The organism is Variovorax sp. P4_D9 (assembly GCF_056401695.1).
Genome location: NZ_JBFUIU010000959.1, coordinates 1 through 3,113, shown reverse-complemented (window position 1 = coordinate 3,113; position 3,113 = coordinate 1). Strand labels below are relative to the sequence as shown.

Below are 3,113 nucleotides of genomic sequence, written 5' to 3'. Positions count from 1 at the left end.
TGTATGGTGAGCGAGCCTTCATACCTCCACGACTGCGCCGCGCGCCTGCTGTGCCTGCAGACCCTGTGGCTGAAAGACAAGGGTGCTCCCCACACCGCCGAAGCCGCGATGTGCAAATGGTGGGCGCCCAAGCTGGCCTACGACACCATTCACCAGTGCCTGCTGATGTTCGGCCATGGCGGCTACGACCGCGGCGTGATGGAACAGCGTCTGCGCGACGTGCTCGGCTTCCAGATCGGCGACGGCACCGCGCAGATCATGAAGACCATCGTGGCGCGCACCCGCGCCGGCCGCGACGCCGTGCCGGCCTGAGCCCCCCCGCAACAACAGAGAAGCAGGAGACAAGACCATGGAATTCGATGCCGTATTGCTGCCGCCGCGCCGCGCGCGAATGGTGGCGCAGGGCCTGTGGCATGAGCGCACCATCAACGACGAGCTCGACGCCTGCGTGGCGGCCTTTCCCGACAAGCTTGCGCTGACCGCCTTGCAAGTGGAGGAGGGCGTCACCATCCGCTTCACCTATCGCGAGATGGCGCGCATGGCCGATCGGATCGCGGTGGGGCTGTCGCGCCTGGGCGTGGGCCGCAATGACGTGGTGGCCTGCCAGTTGCCCAACTGGTGGCACTTCACGCTGGTCTATCTGGCCTGCTCGCGCATCGGCGCCGTGATGAACCCGCTGATGCACATCTTCCGCGAGCGCGAGCTGTCGTTCATGCTCAAACACGGCGAAGCCAAGGTCGTGATCGTGCCGAAGACCTTTCGCGGCTTCGACTTCGAGCGGATGGTGAGCGACCTGCAACCGGCCTTGCCCGACCTGAAGCAGATCGTGGTGGTCGGCGGCGCGGGACCCAACAGCTTCGAGGCCCTGCTCAGTGGTCCGGCCTGGGAGGCGGAACCCGACGCCCAGGACATCCTCACGCGCAGCCGGCCGGGCCCGGATGACGTGACGCAGATGATCTACACCTCGGGCACCACCGGCGAGCCCAAGGGCGTGATGCACTCGGCCAACACCACGATGGCCAACATCATTCCCTACGCGCAGCGCCTGCGCCTGGGCGCCGACGACGTGGTGCTGATGGCCTCGCCGATGGCGCACCAGACCGGCTTCATGTATGGCCTCATGATGCCGATCATGCTGAAGGCCAGCGCGGTGCTGCAGGACATCTGGGAGCCGAAGCAGGCGATCGAATTGATCAGGGCCGAGGGAGCCACTTTCACGATGGCCTCCACGCCGTTCCTGACGGACCTTGCCAGGAACGTCGCCGAAACCGGCCGGGAGGTGCCGAGCCTGCGGACCTTCCTGTGCGCGGGCGCGCCGATTCCAGGCCCGCTGGTGGAGCAGGCGCGCCAGGTCCTGGGCACCAAGATCGTGTCGGCCTGGGGCATGACCGAGAACGGGGCCGTCACGCTGATCCATCTGGACGACGACGACCAGCGCGCGGTCACGACCGATGGGCTGGCGCTTCCCGGCGTCGAGCTCAAGGTGGTTGACGAGCGCGACCAGGTGCTGCCGCCCGATCAGCCCGGCAGGCTGCTGGTGCGCTCGTGTTCGAACTTCGGCGGCTATCTGCGGCGTTCGCATCTCAACGGCACCAACGCCGACGACTGGTTCGATACCGGCGACTTGGCACGCATCGATGCGCAGGGCTACATCCGCATCACCGGCCGCAGCAAGGACGTGATCATTCGCGGCGGCGAGAACATCCCGGTGGTCGAGATCGAGTCGCTGCTGTACCGGCATCCTGACGTTGCCATGGCCGCCATCGTGGCCTACCCCGACGAGCGCCTTGGCGAGCGGGCCTGCGCGGTGGTGGTGCCCCGACCGGGCCGCAGCGTCGACCTGCCCTCGATCGTGCAGTTCCTGAAAGGGCAGAAGGTGGCGATCCAGTACATCCCGGAGCGTCTGGTCGTGCGCGACGCGATGCCCACCACGCCGTCCGGAAAGATCCAGAAGTTCAAGCTGCGCGACCTGCTGCGCGAGAGCGCAGCCTGAACGGCAATGCCCCACGCCTTTCCTCACATCCAAGGAGACAAATCCATGTTCGCTCATACCGCAAGGGCCGCACGCCGGGGCCTGGCGCTCGCCGCTTTCGCACTGCTGGGAGTCGCCTGTTCCACGCAGGCGCAGACGCCCGCCAACTGGCCCACGAGACCCGTCCGCATCGTCGTCGGTTTCGCGCCGGGCGGCAGCACCGACGTGATGGCGCGCATCTTGTCGCAAGCCCTCACGGAATCGCTGGGCCAGCCGGTCATCATCGACAACAAGCCGGGTGCAAGCGGCAATATCGCGGCCTCGGAGGTGGTGCGTGCCGCGCCGGACGGCCAGACTTTCCTGATCGCACCGACCTCGGTGGAAACGGCCAATCCCTCGCTGTTCAAGTCGAACCTCCTCCCTTCGCGCGACCTGACGCCGGTGGCCAGTGTCGGGCGCACCCAGATGTACCTGGTCGCGAAGCCCCGGATGGCCGCCAAGGACGTTCGGGAACTGGTGGCACAGGCCAAGGCCAAGCCGGGCACGCTGTCCTACGCTTCTGCCGGTCCCGGCACGCCGCCGCACCTCGCCTGCGAACTCTTTAAGCAGGCCACCGGCACCTCCATCACGCACATCCCGTATCGCGGGGCGGCCCCTGCGCTGCAGGACGTGCTGTCGGGTCAGGCCGACTTCGTCTGCGACCCGGGCATCGCGTTCCCGCACATCCGCACCGGCAAGGTCAAGCTGCTGGGCATCGTGAGCACCCATCGCTCGCCGTTCTTCCCCGAGGTTCCGACAGTGGGCGAGCAGGGCTTTCCCGGCGCCAACCTCGACATCTGGTTCGGCATGWGGGCACCCAACGGGACCTCTCCCGACATCGTGGCCCGCATGAACCGCGAACTGGGCAAGGCATTGGCTCAGGCGRCCGTGAAGGCGCGCTATGGTGATCTCGGTGCCGAATCGATCGCGATGGACACGGCGGACTTCCGCAAGCTGCTGGTCAATGAGACGGCGCAGTTGTCCACCCTGATCAAGGATCAGAAGATCAGCGTGGATTGAAGCGGGGCTGCCATGCAAACACAACCCATCCTGGTGGAGTCGCACGGCCGGGTCAGCGTGATCACGCTGAACAGGCCGCGGC

3 protein-coding genes are annotated in these 3,113 nt (G+C 66.7%); all 3 read left to right on the top strand.

Annotated elements, in window-relative coordinates; genetic code table 11:
- On the top strand, positions 1 to 312 hold a 312-nt coding region (locus AC1DY5_RS49050; RefSeq protein WP_478121571.1), incomplete at its 5' end, for an acyl-CoA dehydrogenase family protein.
- 37 nt (positions 313 to 349) lie between these two features.
- A complete protein-coding gene (aliA, locus tag AC1DY5_RS49045) occupies positions 350 to 1,993 on the top strand; it encodes a cyclohexanecarboxylate-CoA ligase (protein ID WP_478121570.1) in 1,644 nt (547 codons plus the stop codon).
- A gap of 45 nt (positions 1,994 to 2,038) precedes the next feature.
- Positions 2,039 to 3,031, top strand: coding sequence for a Bug family tripartite tricarboxylate transporter substrate binding protein (locus AC1DY5_RS49040; RefSeq protein ID WP_478121569.1), 993 nt, complete (start codon positions 2,039 to 2,041; stop codon positions 3,029 to 3,031).
- Positions 3,032 to 3,113 lie beyond the last annotated feature (82 nt).